Consider the following 15,226-nt stretch of genomic DNA (forward strand, 5'->3'; position numbering starts at 1 on the left):
CCCGCGTGCGCCACACGCGGTGCAATACATAGTTATGTCGTTTTCCCCCAAGAGGCTGCTAGCATCGGACGAACTTCGCATCCCGATCCGGCCCCATCAGGTAGCCCATGCTCGAGAACACAGCACTGCCACGGAAAGCACCGCTGACCCCGCCACTCGATACCCGCTATCAAGTGGAAACCCCGGAGGGCATCGACCTGCCGTTGCGCCCGGCCGGTCTGATGGTGCGCAGCCTCGCCTTCGGCATCGACCTGGGCATTCGCGGGGCCATCCTCGGCGTGCTGTTTCTGGTGCTGGCGTTTCTCGGTCAGCTCGGTATGGGCCTGGGCTCGTTGCTGCTGTTTGCCGTCAGCTGGTGGTACATGGTGCTGTTCGAAGTGCTGCATCAGGGCCGCTCGCCGGGCAAGCAATGGATGGGCCTGCGGGTGATTCACGATGACGGCACACCGATCGGCTGGTCGGCCTCGCTGCTGCGCAACCTGCTGCGTTTTGTCGATCTGCTGCCGTTCGGTTATTGCTTTGGCGCCATCAGTTGCCTGCAACATCCCACCTTCAAACGCCTCGGCGATATCGCCGCCGGCACCCTGGTGGTCTACAGCGAACGCCCACTCGCGCGCCCGCAACTGCCCGACGCTCAGCCGCGCCGTTCACCCATCCCGCTCAACCTCAGCGAACAACGCGCGCTGCTTGCTTTCGCCGAGCGCCAGGCTGAACTGTCGCCGGCGCGGGTCAACGAGCTGGCTGCCCTGCTCGCCCAACCGCTGCGCATCTCGGCACCCAAAGCGGTCAGTGAACTCAACGGCATCGCCCGCGGTTTGTTGGGGCCGACATGAAGCAGAGTCTTTTCGAAGCTCGCCACAAGGCCGAATGGGAGCGTTTCACCCTGGCCCTCGAACGCCTCGAACATGGCAAGGACACCTCGCAGGTGGCCGCTTTCCCCAAGGTTTATCGACGCCTGTGCCAGCATCTGGCGCTGGCACAGGAGCGTGGCTACAGCAGTTTTCTGATCGACTCGCTGCAACAACTGGTGTTGCGCGGGCACCAGCAACTCTATCGGCACCGCAGTCGCTTCGGCGCCAATCTGCTGGGGTTCATCCTCGCTGACTTCCCCCGACTGGTGCGCGCCGAATGGCCGTTCGTGCTGGCCGCCGGCCTGGTGTTTTTCGGCAGCCTGATCGGCTTTGCCTTGCTGGTGTATGCCTTTCCCGAACTGATTTACAACCTGATCCCCGCCGAACAGGTGCGCGACATGCAAAGCATGTACGACCCTGTGGCCGGGCACCTCGGGCGCTCGGCCGAACGGGCGTCCAGCGAAGACTGGGTGATGTTCGGCTATTACGTGATGCACAACATCGGCATCGCCTTCCAGACCTTCGCCAGCGGTTTGCTGCTGGGCGTGGGCAGTGCGTTTTTCCTGTTCTACAACGGGCTGGTCATCGGCGCAGTGGCCGGGCACCTGACCGAGATCGGGTTTGGCCAGACGTTCTGGTCGTTCGTGATCGGCCACGGCGCCTTCGAGCTGACGGCCATTGCCCTGGCGGGTGCGGCAGGGCTGAAACTCGGCTGGGCGGTGATTGCACCGGGGCGGCTTACCCGTGGTGAAGCGCTGGTGGAGGCGGCGCGCATAAGCGTGCTGCTGGTGTGCGGGGTCATGCTGTTCCTGCTGATCGCGGCGTTCATCGAAGCGTACTGGTCGTCGAAGACCGGGGTCACACCGCCGATCAAATATGCGGTTGGTGCCACGTTGTGGATCGCAGTGGCGACCTATCTGCTGTTCGCCGGAAGGACACGCCATGCGCCTGAGTGACGCCACCGTGGCGATCCGCCCGCGCAGCAGTTGGGAGGCCATGGACCTGGGCGTGCTCATGAGTCAGCAGCACCGGCGCCTGTTGATGACCAGTTGGGCCATCGTCACCCTGCCGCTGTTCGCCGTACTGACGTTGTTGCTGTGGGATTCGCCGTCGCTGGCGGTATTCATTTTCTGGTGGCTGAAACCGGCGTACGAACGCCTGCCGCTGTACATCCTGTCCAAGGCCCTGTTCGGCGAAACACCGACGCTGCAACAGGCCCTGGGCGAATTTCCACGGCTGCTCAAGCCGCAACTGCTGGCCAGCCTGACCTGGCGCCGGTTGAGCCTGAGTCGCAGCTTCCTGCTGCCGGTGCTGCAACTCGAAGGCCTCGACGGCACGGCCCGCCAGCAACGCTTACAAGTGTTGCTGCAACGCAATGCCGGCGCTGCGCAATGGCTGACGATCATCGGCATGCATCTGGAAACCGCGCTGTGGATCGGCCTGATGGTGTTGTTCTACATGCTCCTGCCACAGCAGATTGAAACCGACTGGGACTGGCAATCACTGATCCTCGATGCCGATCACCATTGGCGTTGGCTGGAGCACCTGACCAACGCGTTCTACGCGTTGGTGCTGGTGGTCTGGGAACCGATTTATGTCGCCTGCGGTTTCAGCCTGTATCTGAACCGTCGTACCGCACTGGAAGCGTGGGACATCGAGCTGGTGTTCCGCCGTTTGCGCCAGCGCCTGAACAGCAGCGCTTTGAGTCTGCTGCTGGCGGTCTGTCTTTTGCTGCCGGCGGTGCCACCCGTATGGGCTGCGGCCGATCCCGCCAGCGCACCGCAGACGCCACGCCTGCTGCACCAACCGCTGACCAGTCAGGCTGCGCATGACAGCATCAAGACGCTGCTCGAACAACCGCCGTTCAAGAACAAGGAAAGCGTGACCCGCTATCGCTTTGGCGACGACCCGCCAGCCCCGCCCGAGGGCAAACCCGGCGAGGCACCGCAATGGCTGAAAACCCTGCTCGGCTGGCTGGACAGTCAGCGCTTCAATGCGCTGGCCGGCCTGATTGAAGTGTTGTTGTGGGGAGCGTTGATCGCCGCAGTCGGCTGGCTGATCTGGCGCTACCGCGAATTCCTGAGCACCTTCGTCAGTCGCCGCCCGAAGTTGCCCTCCCGGATCAGGCCACCGCTACCGCCGCAAGCGTTTGGCCTGGACCTGAGCCCGCAAACCCTGCCCGACGACATCGCCGCCAGTGCCGAACAACTCTGGCACACCCAGCCGCGCGCCGCGCTGGGCCTGCTCTATCGCGGATTGCTCAGCCGTCTGCTGCACGACTTCGACCTGACTTTGAAACCTGCCGACACCGAGCATCAGGTACTGCTGCGGGTCGAGCAATTGCAGCGCCCGGAACTGCTGGCGTTCAGTCGCACCCTGACACAGCACTGGCAGAACATGGCCTACGGGCATCGCGTGCCGGCAGCGCATCTGCAACGGGAACTGTGTGATGGCTGGCGCGCCTTGTTCGACCATGGAGCGCGCGCTTGAACCGGCGCAACGCATGGCTGCTCGGTGGGCTGATCGTCGCCCTGCTCGCGGCGTTGAGCGTTTATCTGTACCTCAAGGCCCGGCCCTATCAGGAAGTGGTCGATCACGGCCCTTCGCCCCTGGCGCAGGCCAATCCTTATCTGGCGGCAGAGATGTTTTTGCGTGAACGCGGCCTGAATGTCGGCCAGGCCGAAACGCTGGCGGTGCTGCCGGAGATCGATCCGCGTCGGCACACCCTGCTGTTATTCGGCGAACGTTCGCGCATGACCCCGCGTGAGGTCGATCAGGTATTGAACTGGGCCCGCGCCGGTGGGCGCCTGGTGTTCGTGGCCGAAGCGCTGTGGGACAAGCAGGCCAGACAAAGCGATGATCTGTTGCTGGATCGAGTGCAGTTGCAGCAGTCGCTGAGCAAGGACCTCAAGGAGCCGCCGGCAGAACTGACCGATGATCCGTACCCGAACCTGACCAAACTCTACCTGGAAGACGAGGACGCGCCGGCCTACGCCGGTTTCGACACCGCGTTCCATCTGGAAGACCCGAAGAATCTCGCCCAGGCCTGGGCCAACAGCGCCAAGGCCACGCACATGATGCAACTGCCGTACGGCCTCGGCTCGATCACCGTGGTCACCGATGCCGAACTGTGGAAGACCCCGGCCATCAGCAAGCACGACAACGCCTGGCTGCTCTGGTACCTGAGCGCCGACACCGACGTCACGCTGATTTTCAACACCGCACACGATGGTCTGCTGACCTTGCTCTGGCGTTACTTCCCGCAAGCCATCGTCGCCCTGCTGGCGCTGATCGGCCTCGGCCTGTGGCACGTTGCTGTGCGCCATGGGCCACTGCAGGCACCCGCCCCGAGTGGCCGCCGGCAGTTGCAGGAACACCTGCGCGCCAGTGCCGATTTCATCCTGCGCCACAACGGTCAGCACACGCTGTTGCAAGCCCTGCAGCAGGACGTGCTGCGTCGTGCCCGACAACGCCATCCCGGCTTCGACCAGTTGAATGTGGCCGAGCAATGGCTGGTGCTGTCGCGCCTGACCCGCCAGCCGACCCGCGCCATCAGTCAGGCTCTGAGCCCGGTGCCGAAACAGCACATGAGCAGCGCCGATTTCAGTCGCCAGGTGGCCCACCTGCAAACCTTGAGGAACACGCTATGAGTGAACAGATCGAGCCCGGCAGCGCCAGCCACGCCGCCCAGCAACGCCAGCGTGCCAGCCAGTTGGCGCAAGCGCTGCGCGGCGAATTGCAGAAGGCCCTGATCGGCCAGAACAGCGTGATCGACGATGTGCTGACCGCGCTGATCGCCGGCGGTCACGTGCTGCTTGAAGGTGTCCCGGGACTGGGCAAGACCTTAATGGTGCGGGCGCTGGCGCGTTGCTTTGGCGGCGAGTTCGCGCGCATCCAGTTCACTCCGGACCTGATGCCCAGCGACGTCACCGGCCACGCGGTGTACGACCTGCACACCGAGCAGTTCAAGCTGCGCAAGGGACCGCTGTTCACCAACCTGCTGCTGGCCGACGAGATCAACCGTGCCCCGGCAAAAACCCAGGCGGCGTTGCTCGAAGCGATGCAGGAACGTCAGGTCACCCTCGAAGGCCGGGCGCTGCCGATCGCCCAGCCGTTCATGGTGCTCGCCACCCAGAACCCGATCGAGCAGGAAGGCACTTATCCATTGCCGGAAGCCGAGCTCGACCGCTTCATGCTCAAGGTGCGCATGGATTACCCGGAGGCCGAGCAAGAGCTGAACATGGTGCGTCAGGTCAGCCGCTCGACCCGCGCCGACATGCTTGATGTGCAGCCGCTGCGCACGGTACTGCAAGCCAAGGACGTACAGGCCTTGCAACGCATCGCCAGCGACCTGCCGATCGACGATCAAGTGCTCGATTACGCGGTGCGACTGGCGCGCAGCACCCGCTCCTGGCCCGGTCTGAGCCTCGGCGCCGGGCCGCGTGCCTCGATTGCGCTGGTGCGCTGCGCCCGCGCCCGCGCGTTGCTGCGCGGCGGCGAGTTCGTGATCCCCGATGACATCAAGGGCTGCGCGCTCTCGGTGCTGCGCCATCGGGTGCGGGTGGCGCCGGAGCTGGACATCGAAGGTCTGCAGGTCGATCAGGTGCTGCAACAATTGCTCGACCAAGTGCCGGCTCCGCGCCTGTGAAACCGTCACGCCTGCTGCTGATCTGGCTCGCGATTCTGCTGGCCGTCGGCACGCTGCTGGGCACGCTGCAAGCTCTCGACATCGACGTGCCCGCCACGCTGTTGTCGATCAACTGGGGCTTGCTCCTGGCTCTGCTGGTGCTGGCGCTCATCGATGCGCTGCGCCTGAACAAGCTGCCCTCGCCGCGCATCCAGCGGCAGATGCCCGGCAGCTTGGCACTCGGCCGTTGGAGCGAGGTGCGGCTGCAGCTCAGCCATGACTTCAATGAGCCGGTCGCGGTGGAGATTTTCGACCACGTGCCACAGGGCCTGAGCTTCGAAAACCTGCCGCTGGCGATTGAACTGCAACCCGGGCAATTCAGCGCGGTCGGTTATCGCCTGCGCCCGCTCAAGCGCGGGCACTTCAGCTTCGAACAGTGCGAAATCAACCTGCCCAGCCCGTTCGGTCTGTGGACAGGCAAACGCCTGCTCGCCGTGAGCGGCGAGATCCGCGTCTACCCGGACTTCGCAAAGCTCTACGGTGGGCAGTTGTTGGCAGTGGACAACTGGCTCAGCCAGCTCGGTGTGCGCCAGCGCCAGCGTCGCGGGCAGGGTCAGGAATTTCATCAGTTGCGCGAATTTCGCGAAGGCGACAGCCTGCGCCAGATCGACTGGAAAGCCACCGCCCGCCAGCGCACGCCGATTGCCCGCGAGTATCAGGACGAGCGTGACCAACAGATCATGTTCATGCTCGATTGCGGGCGGCAAATGCGCAGCCAGGATGGCGAGCTGTCGCACTTCGACCATGCGCTGAATGCGTGTCTGCTGCTGAGCCATGTCGCGCTGCGTCAGGGCGATGCCGTAGGGCTGAGCACATTCGCTGTCGCGCAACCGCGTTTTCTCGCGCCGATCAAGGGTGCCAGTCAGCTCAAGGTCCTGCTCAACGCCGTTTATGATCTGGACAGCAGTCAGCGTCCTGCCGACTATTCGACCGCGACCAGCCAGCTTTTGGCCCGGCAGAAGCGCCGGGCGCTGATCGTGCTGTTGACCAACCTGCGTGACGAGGACACTGAAGACCTTCTCGCCAGCGTCAAACGTCTGAGCCAGCAGCATCAAGTGCTGGTGGTCAGCCTGCGCGAGGAAGCCCTCGACCGCGTGCGCAATGCCCCGGTACAAACACTGCCCGAAGCGCTGGCCTATTGCGGCACGGTGGATTACCTCAATGCCCGGGCCGAGCTGCATGAGCAGTTGAATGCTCATGCAGTTCAGGTGCTGGATGTGCGCCCCGACGAATTGAGCACCGGGCTGGTTAACCGCTACCTCAACTGGAAGCGCGCTGGGGTCATGTAACCATCCGCCCGTCGCACTCTGACGGCTTAGAAATCGATAGCCCTTTCATACAAGCGACCGCTCATACCAATTTCGATACCCACATAAACTCTGCGACCGCTGACAAAGTTGAATACTTTTATGGTTTTGCCATCCGGTCCGGTGATTGTCGGTTCATATTCGGTATCGTCGAGGCGCCAGAAAACAGTTTTTCGCTCAAGCGGCACCTGCCGGCCATCGGTGATGAACACTTCAAAAAGATCTGGCCGGGGTCTCACGATATTGCTGATTCGCGGTGCTTCTGGCCCTACGACTTCGATATCGAACGAGCGTGATTGCGGATAACCGACGACCGAGCACGTCATAGGGAAGATTCCCGATTCATGCATACGCACGTTATTCAAAGTGGACACACCCGCAGGGCTGGTAACAGTCGATCTGATTTCGCCGTTGACATTCCAATCGACGGTCAACCCGCCCCAACCTAGACCGTCGCTCGAACTGACAATTGTCACTTGGCCTGAAACATAATCATTGGGATAAACCACTGCCGGGCCAACTGCAAATCTGTCAATGACCGGCCCGATCTCGACATCCAACGCGAGCAACGCGCTGTCCCATCCACCCAAGCCACCGCGTACCACAGCGGACAAAATCAGCTCGCCTGAGCTGGCGAGGTCGAACCGCACAGTCGCCTTGCCCATTGCATCGGTAACCGCCGATGGAAGTGCCACAGCATCAAGGTCCCACATGACTTCGACGCCGCCAAGCGGGTGCCGGTCAATTGCCGACACGACCGTCACTTGGGCTTCCACTTCAGCGCCCGGATAATTGGCGGAGCGAATCATGATCAGCTCAATAATTTCCCGCGGCTCCTGCAAGGTATACGGCAACTCGACTGACTCCAGATACGCGGCGTCCTCCAACGTAGCCGTGAGCACCGCCGCACCCGGGGTCTGCGGCTTGAACCGTACACGGGCCACACCATAAAAGTCGGTCTGGCTGGTGACTGTACCCAAGTCGTTGTTGCGCCAGGTGACGACCACCCCCGCGATGCCCTTACCGGTGATGGACGAAACCACGGTGACCTGCTCGACCAGTTCCTGCCCCCACTCCAGCACATGCTGGAGGCTGCTACTGGCAGCAAATTTCAATACCTGCACGCCCTCCCCCAGCGACATCGCATTGGCCGGTGACAGGCTGGCGAGGCGCTCCGCTCCCAGGCGCAGCGCGAAGCCACCGTCCTTCAGGTCGGCGCAACGCAGGGAATAGCGCAAACCGATTGCCGAGGGCCGGCGCGATGCGCCGAGCGCAGGTTCGAAACTCAGACCCAGTTCCGCAGGGCCGGTGCCGGTCAAGCCCAAGGTCAGCTCCTGGTCGAACAACGGGCTGCCATCCGGAAGCAGTACTTCGATGGCATGTGAGCCATTGCGTCGCGGAAAGTACGTGTGACTGCCCCATGGATGTTCATCATGCCCATCGAAACGCACCCGCACCGCTTCCCAAGGATCACGGGTAAGCGCCGTGAAGGACAGGGCACGCTGCTCTTCGTAGCCATCAAACGGGCTGTGCACATTGGCCACCACCTCCTGTCGACCAACCGTGTCCGGCAGCAGGCCAAAACCCGACCAGCCGAGGTCATCGCTGGCGACGATGTCGGAGCCGTTTGCGCTCGTCCACTGCACCGCCACCTGCGCTACCGCCTGGCTGGTAAAAGCCGAGACCACCCGGACCCAGCTCCAGGCTTTATCCTTGCCAAGGACGGCATCGACCGCGGACTCACGCCAGTCTTCGATTCGCAACTTGTTGTGGCCGAGCTGCATCGGGTTGACGGTCATGGACAGGTTCAAGGCAGGCAAAGAAAGCTCAAGCGCAAAGTGGCCAGTGGTCTTGCTCGCGCTGAAGTCCAGTGCCCATCCGATCCCCCCGTCGTCGAGTGGCCGGGCATTATCGAGCGGAGGTTCGACGCTCGCGTCCAGCTCTTCGGCCGGGGTTCCCAGCCACATCAACATCCCCTGCAAACCCACCAGCGGGCTCAAGGCATTGGGTAGATAGCGCAAGGTGTGCGTGGCCCCGATGCAGGGAAACATTCTCTGACTGGCGCTTGTCGCAGTCACCTGATCCAGCATCAACGTCAGTTCATCCATAAGCTCTGTGGAGATCAGCCGACCGAACAACTCCCGGGGCGCGGTAAGCCCCGGGCTGCTCAAGGTCAGGCTGAACAGACTGCTGGTACTCGACACGACCTGCGAACTGAAGTGCCATTCCAGCCCCAATGGCCCAAGCCTCAACGGCTTGCCGATATCCGAGACGATCAAGCCGTTCCCCGGCGGCTCGCCACGCCATTGCAGCGTGACCATCTCTCCATCCAGCGTACTGCCGGGCGTGATTTCTATCCGCAAGGTGTGCGGCTCACCGCGCCAGCACAGCAGGCCCAATTCGGTCAGGTCAACCTCATTGCCGTCAAACAGGATGTTGATTTTGCTTTTCCAGGGACTGCTCTGCAGTGCCTTGACCGCAAACGGTCGCTCCACCGGCACCGCTTCGTCATGCGCCCGCACGCGGGCGGTCACCACCAGCTCACCGTCACGGCTCGGTTGATACAACACGCTGGCCCAGCCACCGATCCCCGATCGGGTGGCAATCGTGCCTTCGGGAGTCTGCCAGTCCACCCGTGCATTGTTGACCGGATCGCCGTTGCCGCCGGTGACCACATGCACCACCTGCACCCGCAACAGAACACTTTCGCCTTCGTCCACCACGGGAAATTTGTTGGCCTCCTGAACGTCGCCAATGCGCACCAGATTGCGTGCCAGTGACATCGGTTTTCTGCTGGAGGGCAACAGCAGCTTCGAACACAGCAACTGCAAGTGGAAGCGACCGTCGAGTTTGTCCTGGCAGATCAAATCCCAGTTCAGGTCTGTTGTGCCTACAGGTATCGAGGCTTCCAGCTCCGGGCGCAGTTGCACGCCCAACTGTGCGGCGCTATCGCCTTCCCAATGCAATGCCATCGTGGAGCCACGTAACACTTCAGGCACCCGCGCGCTCAGTTGATAGGTCGAGCCACGGTTGGGATAGCCGGTCTTCTGCGCCCAGGGCCAGGCGCTGCTTTCTACCACCGCCAGAACGTCCTTCCATGGATCGGTCGCCAGTACCTGAACGTCCAGCGTCGTGGTTTCCACCCCACTGGCATAGTAGTGACTTGCCACCGAAGCCTGGATAGCAAGTTTTCCAGCAGCCGTTGGCAGATACTCAAAATATGCCCAGCCCTCGGCGTCGGTCGGTGTCGTGCTCAGCACCCCAAGCCCTTTGGTGGTCCAGGTCACCGTGCGCCCGGCCAGAAACTGACCGGTGTACCAGGAGGCCACTCGCCCCCCCAGGCGCACCGATTGCTCCAACTCCAGCACCGGGAAATACGCAGCCTCCAGTACCTCGCGAAACACCAGCCGGTGATGCCCCAGCGAGACCTGCATCGAATAAGGCTCGGCGGTGTACTGGTTCACCAGTTGCATCGTGAACAGGTAAGGATCCTGATCACCGATCAGCGGGCACTGCAGGTTCCACGGCAAATCCAGCGGTTGATCGACGCCCCAGTCAGGCGTTGCGATAACCGCGCCTTGTGGATTGTCATCGCTCACCAATGCAGCTTTGGTGTGCAGCCAGGGGCTGTCGGGGTCGGGTACGAACGCAAGCTGGTGCTGGAAGCCCCCGTCCGCGCCCAGGCAGAGGTGAACCAGCTTGCCGGATGACGATTGCTCCGCGTCTACCTTCACCGTCTGCATTCGCGCGGGCTCAAGTTGCAAGTCCAGGCGAATCCGAGTGATCAAAACCTGAAAGTTATAGTCCTCGGGATCATTACCCGGAGCGACCACTGTGACGCAAATCTTGTCCTGGCGCTGCAACGGCAGATCGAGCTCGGCGTTGTATTTGAGCGGTCTGAATTCCAGCGGCAACCCTTGAGTGATCCGTGCCTGGTCCTCTTCAAGGTTACGAGGGCTGCCGGGCGGCAACGGGATTTCTCTAAGGGTGGTTCCACCTTCATCAGTGAACATCATGCGGCCCGCTTCGGTATGCCGCGTTTCATACAGGAAACTCAGCACATACCTGGCTCCGGCGCTCGGCGTTACAGGTACGGACATTTCCTGAAAGGCAGAGGCAAGGTTTGCTACTGAAAGCATCCTGATCTGTGTGCCTTCGTACGGCTCGCCCACGACCGAAACCCAGCGGCCGTTAACCGGCCCCTTTTCCCAATGGCTCAAGGCCTCACGGAAATCACCATTGCGCACCAGACTTTCATTAGCCTGAATGACGGGTTCAACCATGATGGCCTGCTCCTTTGATATTGCCTGACTGGCGGGACGTGATCGCCCGGTTGACCAGGTCTTTGACGGCGAGGGTAAACGTCGGCTCACCGGCCTTGGCCGTGTATCGGACGCGCAGAATGATGTCGGTGAGTGATTTGAGCATCGGCGCTTGCGGCTCGCACTCGGGCCAGGGAAAGTGCAACTGCCAGCGCGAAACCGCACCGGTGTTCTCGAACGGGTTGAGCAAGCCTTCATCCGGTTTGCCGGCGTTCATGCCGGTGTCGGCGATCCCCACGGATAAACCGATCTGCTGGCCACTGCGCAGATTGAACAGCACCTCGACCGGCGCCACCTTGCCCGCCGGCTGATGCAGGTACTCGACCGAGCGCGCCGAGGCCTGGGTAGCGGTCATGCTGCCGACCTGCAGCAGCGTCGCCTGTACATCCTGATAAGGTCCGAGCAGTACGGGCAGGTCGACCTCGACCAGATTGAGCAGCCGGCAATACTCGCCCGGGTGATCGCGATCGAATGACAACTGCGTCAGCTGGAACTCCAGCACGCCCTTTTTGATCAACTCGGCCAGCGCCTGGGTCCAGTCGGAGAATCCCGTCTGCGGATCAACCTTGTCATCGAACAGCCGTCGCAGCGAAATGGTCTTGACCCGCTCCAGACGGCGCTCATGGCTTTGCAGGTACAGGCGATCCATGCGCAGCAGGTACTCGCGCAAGTGTTCACCGGCAGTCAGTCCATGACGGTTGTCCAGCCAGACCTGCGGCAAGGCCTCAGCGGTTTCGTAATCGCCGGTTTCAGCACTCAATGACGACCGGGCACTCAGGCACAGACTGACCACCGCATCGTAAGCCTGGTAGTGCAAGGCCTTGAGCTGGCCCAACAGCCAGCCGAACAACTCTGCGTTGGTCGCGCGTTTCTTCAGGTAGTTATAGAGCGCCAGTGCCTGACCGTTGGCCCGCAGGGTTTGCTCCAGACTCGTTCTGGCGGCATCGAGGGCAAATGTCTGCGCAGTGATCTGCTCGGCGATCGCCCCGACCTCGGCCAGTGCCTGATCTCGTTGCAACTCCCACTCTCTGCGGCGCAGGCGGTAGCTTTCGGTGATGGCTTGTTTATCCGCGTCGATCTGCAACAGCATCGCGCCGATTTCCAGACCAAAGACCACGGCATCGGCGATTTTCTCCGGACGATGGTTACCGTTGGCCATGCCGAAAATGCTCGGCAGGGCCCCCACGACCGCGCCTCCGGTCTTGATCGCGTGTGTCCCGGCATTCATCCATTTGACGGCCTGCAGTTTTTCCATGACCTGGTATTCGGCATCGCTGATGTGTTCGTAGTGCCAGGCTTTGTATCGATCGGCCCGTTGCTGGGCCATGGCCTGACTCTGGCCGAGGGCCGTGAGGCTGGCTTCAAGCTGGCCAATGGATTGCTCTTGAACCGTACGGGCGTAGTCGCCCAGCTCCTTGAGGTGCTCTTGCTGCAGCTCTTCCTGTTCCGCCCGGTCGCGCTGTTCCAGCAGACGCAATACCTGGCTGCCGTACTCCTGCAGTGTCTGCACGGCGCGCAACGCGGCCTCGTAGCTGACGCGCCAGCGAAAGGCGCCCACCACCAGACGTCCGCCCATCGGCCGCGGCATGCCCACCCCGCCAGCGGCCAGATCGCGCAACAATTGATTGGGATCGGTGGGCGGGCTGAACAGCGGAACGTCCAGTGGTTTACCGTCAAGGGTCAGGTTGTTGCGCAAGTTGCTCAGGCGCTGCCCCGGCAAGTCGAACAGCTCAAGCAACTGCTCATTGATCGGCAGTTTGAACGACTCGTTCGCCAGCAGGCCCATCAACGGTGACGCTTCGGCGGCCGGAGGAATGTCAGCCAGGGAAAACTGCAGCTCCTGCTCGAACTGCTCAAGCGCCGGGCGGCTCGTGCTCTGGTCCAGCAAGGCTTCTACCGTCTGCGTTTGCCAACGGGTTACTGCCCGGGCGGAAGGTGGCTTGCCCATCAGAAACTGCGCCTGCACGTAACACAGTTTTGCCGCCACCAGCGCATCGCGGGTGAGCTGGCGGTAGTACCAGTCGCCCCACGCCACCAGGTTCCTCACATACTCGGTGAACACCAGAATCTGGTAGTGCTGGGGTGCGGCATAGGCGATCGCATCCGGATCGGTCGGCAGCAAGGCTTCGACGCCCGCATTCCCCGCAGCGGCCAAAGGCCGGCAACGCCAGTATTCAGGCCTCGGCGGTGCATTCCCTGGTTTTTCCGGGTCTCGCGAATCTTGCGGATCGAACACGTAATGGGACCAGCTTTGCGCTTCCAGGTAGCGATCCTCGGCCCGCAGACGGGCCGCCACCAGATGCGGCAGATGAAAAAACAGCTCCCAGAAATACAGACCGTTGGCCCCGTCGAACGCCCCGTTCGGTTCGGCGATCGGGCCCGCGGCTGGAGGCGGTTCCGTCAGGAACTGGGTCTCCCAGTCGAGTACGGCATCCACGGAAATATTGCTCAGCTGCACCAGCACCGGGCCGAACAGCGAGTTCAAGCGCGCGCGCTCCAACATTCCGGGCTGCCTGAAACCGATGAACTGCGCCGCATCCAACGCGTTCTTTTCCAGAGTCGGCGGTACGAAACGGGTGATCTTGGTGAGTGAGACTGTAAAGGTCTTGCTGCCTTGGCCTGTGCCGCTCAAGGTAAATTCGGGCAGACCGGTAAATCCGCCTTTCGCGCGTTGCAGTTTCATCCACTCAGTAGCCCAACCACCCGCGACGGGCTGCTGGCCTTTGGTTTCTGTCGGGTCATCCCCGGCCGGATTGTTCAGCTTCAAGGTAAAATCGACCTTCGCACCTCCAACCGGAGACCGCGCCCGGCACAGGCCTCTAACCCATAGAAAGTCGTTTATTCCTATCTCCGAAAACACCGCCTGCAGCCCGTAATAAGCCGTCAGATCCCCCGAGGTCTGACTCTTGATCTCGACCACCGGCTGATTTTTCGGCGTCAGTGCATGCTGCAAGGTCAGGACATCGGTGAAGCGATGACTGGCCAGATATTCAAGCCAGTTGCCGTCGTCTTCAGGCAACGGACGAAAGAACACATCACGGGTGGTGCTCACCCTCAGACCCGCCGGGCTGATAAGCAATACGCCCAGGCGACCCTTGGGGTGAATTGCATCGGAAAACGTTGTTGCAATCAGCCGGGAATCAAGGCTCCTGTCGCTGTTGTTGGTGTCCTGATCAGCGCTATACAAGCTCAGCGGTGCCGACCATTCGGCGTTCTGGCTCATGAACGCCAGGTTGATATCCAGTCTGGGGGCCAAATAGCCCTCGCTCCCCTTGATACCCACCGGGTCGCGCCACTCAGCCCACACCAGACACAAACGCCCGCCCCAAAACAGCGGCCGCATATCCAGGACTCTATTCCCCACCGGAATGTCGACAGGTTGCCATTCACTCCATGCCGCCGGGTTGACCGGATTGCCGGAAGCGGTGAGCTCGATGTCGGCCTTGCGCCAGAAATACTGAAACGGCTGCACCCGCTGCCGGCCGACGAAATAGTAAGTGGCATCGCTTGCCGAGTCGCCATCCAGACAGGCGCTGATGACATCCAGATTGCAGGTCTGCTCGAATGCCTTGAGGTATTGCTGCGAGGCACGCTGCACCGAATCGCCGGTCAGCCGCGCCTGATTCAAGTCATTTTCCAGTGCCTTGAACAGGCGGGTCTTGCGCTGCCGCACGAAGGGGTTGATGAAGTTTTCCGGATAGACCGCGATCAACGCCAGCGCCGCCCAGTCGGGGTAATTGCTGTACAGCTCCCAGAGTTTCAGGTCCTGCGCCGGAAAAGCCGTGTTTTTGTAGCCCGGTTCAAGCTTGCGATACGCCGCATGAATGAATTGCTGCGCGCAACTGGTCGCCTCGGCGACCCACGAACTTTGCACCGGGTAGTTGTCCAGCGGGTCCATGCGCAACAGCTCGAACAGATCCTGCGGCGTTTTTACAAAGGAGTAGTGGGTCCTGGCAGCCTGACCGATGCAGTAATCGACCAGTGCTGCGCGGCGTTTTTCCAATAATGGAGCCAGATTGCGTTGAGTCATGGTCTTGTCCTGCATCCTGAGGTGAACGC

General features: G+C 61.8%; 8 protein-coding genes. 6 read left to right on the top strand and 2 right to left on the bottom strand.

The annotated features are described in order from the left end of the window. Positions 1-107 precede the first annotated feature (107 nt). From AC1RBR_RS20980 to AC1RBR_RS21005, 6 genes are read left to right on the top strand one after another with little or no spacing between them, the layout of a single operon-like run. Complete coding sequence (locus AC1RBR_RS20980) at positions 108-833, top strand: RDD family protein (protein ID WP_492566412.1); 726 nt, start codon at positions 108-110, stop codon at positions 831-833. Then, positions 830-1,807 carry a stage II sporulation protein M gene (locus AC1RBR_RS20985; protein WP_492566414.1) on the top strand — a complete coding sequence of 326 codons (978 nt, stop codon included), beginning with the start codon at positions 830-832 and terminating at the stop codon, positions 1,805-1,807. Before AC1RBR_RS20980 ends, AC1RBR_RS20985 begins: the two co-directional genes overlap by 4 nt. Continuing rightward, positions 1,794-3,341, top strand: a complete 1,548-nt coding sequence (locus tag AC1RBR_RS20990) for a DUF4129 domain-containing protein (RefSeq protein ID WP_492566415.1) — start codon at positions 1,794-1,796, stop codon at positions 3,339-3,341. The genes AC1RBR_RS20985 and AC1RBR_RS20990 overlap by 14 nt, the downstream gene beginning before the upstream one ends. Continuing rightward, positions 3,338-4,501, top strand: coding sequence for a DUF4350 domain-containing protein (locus AC1RBR_RS20995; protein ID WP_492566417.1), 1,164 nt, complete (start codon positions 3,338-3,340; stop codon positions 4,499-4,501). The genes AC1RBR_RS20990 and AC1RBR_RS20995 overlap by 4 nt, the downstream gene beginning before the upstream one ends. Further along, positions 4,498-5,499, top strand: a complete 1,002-nt coding sequence (locus AC1RBR_RS21000; protein WP_492566419.1) for an AAA family ATPase — start codon at positions 4,498-4,500, stop codon at positions 5,497-5,499. Before AC1RBR_RS20995 ends, AC1RBR_RS21000 begins: the two co-directional genes overlap by 4 nt. Then, entirely contained in the window at positions 5,496-6,827 is a 1,332-nt protein-coding gene (locus tag AC1RBR_RS21005; RefSeq protein ID WP_492566421.1) for a DUF58 domain-containing protein, read from the top strand. The genes AC1RBR_RS21000 and AC1RBR_RS21005 overlap by 4 nt, the downstream gene beginning before the upstream one ends. A 26-nt stretch (positions 6,828-6,853) precedes the next feature. On the opposite strand, the gene AC1RBR_RS21010 is transcribed toward AC1RBR_RS21005, so the two are convergent. Then, positions 6,854-11,128 (bottom strand): Ig-like domain-containing protein, encoded by a 4,275-nt coding sequence (locus AC1RBR_RS21010; protein WP_492566423.1) that lies wholly within the window; start codon positions 11,126-11,128, stop codon positions 6,854-6,856. After that, positions 11,121-15,197, bottom strand: a complete 4,077-nt coding sequence (locus AC1RBR_RS21015) for a Tc toxin subunit A-related protein (protein WP_492566425.1) — start codon at positions 15,195-15,197, stop codon at positions 11,121-11,123. The genes AC1RBR_RS21010 and AC1RBR_RS21015 overlap by 8 nt, the downstream gene beginning before the upstream one ends. Positions 15,198-15,226: the final 29 nt, after the last annotated feature.

This window comes from Pseudomonas sp. GW823-FHT01D03, assembly GCF_058798255.1.

What these genes read in the sequence shown, in the direction of transcription:
- AC1RBR_RS20980 (WP_492566412.1), top strand. Translation starts at nt 108, where the DNA reads ATGCTCGAGAACACAGCACTGCCACGGAAAGCACCGCTGACCCCGCCA.
- AC1RBR_RS20985 (WP_492566414.1), top strand. Translation starts at nt 830, where the DNA reads ATGAAGCAGAGTCTTTTCGAAGCTCGCCACAAGGCCGAATGGGAGCGT.
- AC1RBR_RS20990 (WP_492566415.1), top strand. Translation starts at nt 1,794, where the DNA reads ATGCGCCTGAGTGACGCCACCGTGGCGATCCGCCCGCGCAGCAGTTGG.
- AC1RBR_RS21000 (WP_492566419.1), top strand. Translation starts at nt 4,498, where the DNA reads ATGAGTGAACAGATCGAGCCCGGCAGCGCCAGCCACGCCGCCCAGCAA.
- AC1RBR_RS21010 (WP_492566423.1), bottom strand. Translation starts at nt 11,128, where the DNA reads ATGGTTGAACCCGTCATTCAGGCTAATGAAAGTCTGGTGCGCAATGGT.
- AC1RBR_RS21015 (WP_492566425.1), bottom strand. Translation starts at nt 15,197, where the DNA reads ATGACTCAACGCAATCTGGCTCCATTATTGGAAAAACGCCGCGCAGCA.